Here is a 1,902-nt window from a genome sequence, read left to right as displayed (position 1 = left end):
CAGTGCGCCACGAAGGCGAAGGAACGAGGGAGAACATGAAAATGTAACCCAAACTTCGAGTAGCCTTGCTGCGCGAGAGATGGGGGTTGGCCCTCCGGACTCGGATTACAGGATCAGGGTCCAAACCACCACAAGCTGCGTCGGCACAATGGCCGAGGTGGTGAGCGTTGTTGGAAAAAGCGGGCGACATGCCCGTCAGGTAAGCCTCAGGAAGGCGAGTGGAAACGAACCGCCGATGAAGCATCGAAAATTGGATCAGATGTTGTCGAAACCAAGGGCTTGTAGTTCCCTTGGGACTAAATCTGGCAAGGGCCTGTATTTTGGCCAGGTGGCAACCGGTGTAAAGGCGGCGCGATCCTGATGGCAGGCTCTTGCGTGGAACGTGGGAACCTGCGTCGTGATGACAAGGGAGAACCTGAAGGCGGCAACACCGCTGAGGGGAGAGTACCGATGCACGGCGCAGGGGCGGACGGGTTCGCAGTAGTGATGAAGCCCGGTAATGCGGGTAGAGCGAAGGGACCCGATCATCTAGCCAACGACGACAGCCAACCCGAAAAGGGGAGGAGCTGATGTCCGAGGCAAAGCCGTATGACATTTCCAAACACCTTGTTTGGCAAGCCTGGCAACAGGTCAAAGCAAACCAAGGAGCTGCGGGCGTGGATGGCGTCTCTATCGCGGCGTTCGAAAAGGATCTGAAGAGGAATCTCTACAAGGTCTGGAATCGCATGTCGTCGGGGACGTATTTTCCACCGCCCGTTCGTCTCGTGGAAATCCCCAAATCTGACGGCAAGAGTGTCAGGAAACTCGGCATTCCCGCCGTCGGAGACCGCGTGGCCCAGACGGTCGCAAAGATGGTCATAGAAAAGGAAGTGGAGCCAATCTTCCACCCCGACTCCTACGGCTATCGACCCCGACGGTCTGCGCTCGACGCAGTGGGAAAGGCGCGCGAGCGCTGCTGGAAATTCGATTGGGTCATAGACCTGGACATCAAGTCATTCTTCGATACGATTCCATGGGACCTGATGGAAAAAGCTGTAGCCCACCATGTGGAATTGGGCTGGGCTCGTCTCTACGTCAAGCGGTGGCTGCAAGCTCCCGTGGAACGGAAAGACGGAGCCCGTGACGAGCGAACACGGGGAACCCCTCAGGGCTCCGTTGTCTCGCCCGTGCTCTCCAATCTCTTCATGCATTACTGTTTCGATGCATGGATGCAGCGGACCTTCTCACATCTGTGTTTCGAAAGATTCGCCGATGATGCGATCGTCCATTGCAGGAGTGAGGAGGAGGCCAAAGCCGTATTGGAAGCGATCCGAGAACGTCTTGCTGAATGCGGTCTGGAACTCCACCCGGAGAAAACCCGGATCGTCTACTGCAAGGACAGCAATCGGAGCGGAGGATATGAGCAAATCACGTTCGATTTCCTCGGGTACACCTTCCGGCCGCGAAAAGCCCGCAACAGGAGCGGTAAGAAGTTTGTTAGCTTCGTGCCGGCCATCAGCCGCAAGGCAGCCAAGGGAATCCGGCAGACTATCCGCGAATGGCGGATAGCATCGACACGGAATAACCAGGAGCTGAAAGACCTTGCCAAGCTGATCGATCCTGTGGCGAGGGGATGGCTGAACTACTACGGGCGATACTACCGCACGGAGTGCGTCAACGTCCTTCGCCATGTCAACGAGACGCTCATGCGATGGGTGATGCGGAAATATAAGAGGTTCAAACGCCGGAAGACCGCAGCAGTACACTGGCTCGGACGTCTCGCAAAACGAGAGCCGAAGCTGATGTACCTGTGGACGGCCGGCATTCGACCCGCGGCTGGATGATAGAAGCCGGATGAAGCGCGAGTTTCATGTCCGGATTCGTGAGGGCGGAGAGGTGAAATTCCTCTCCGCTACTCGACTG

The 1,902-nt window shown here is 57.0% G+C and carries 1 protein-coding gene; it reads left to right on the top strand.

The features are described 5' to 3' along the window. Positions 1-569 precede the first annotated feature (569 nt). The gene (gene ltrA / locus ACV1FX_RS41635; protein WP_473123271.1) at positions 570-1,823 is read left to right on the top strand and encodes a group II intron reverse transcriptase/maturase; all 1,254 of its coding nucleotides are present in this window, start codon (positions 570-572) and stop codon (positions 1,821-1,823) included. Positions 1,824-1,902 lie beyond the last annotated feature (79 nt).

The sequence above is a fragment of the Bradyrhizobium ingae genome (genome assembly GCF_055791185.1).
Note: the sequence above shows the minus strand (reverse complement) of the source record. Positions and strands in the feature narration are given on the sequence as shown.

What these genes read in the sequence shown, in the direction of transcription:
- ltrA (WP_473123271.1), top strand. Translation starts at nt 570, where the DNA reads ATGTCCGAGGCAAAGCCGTATGACATTTCCAAACACCTTGTTTGGCAA.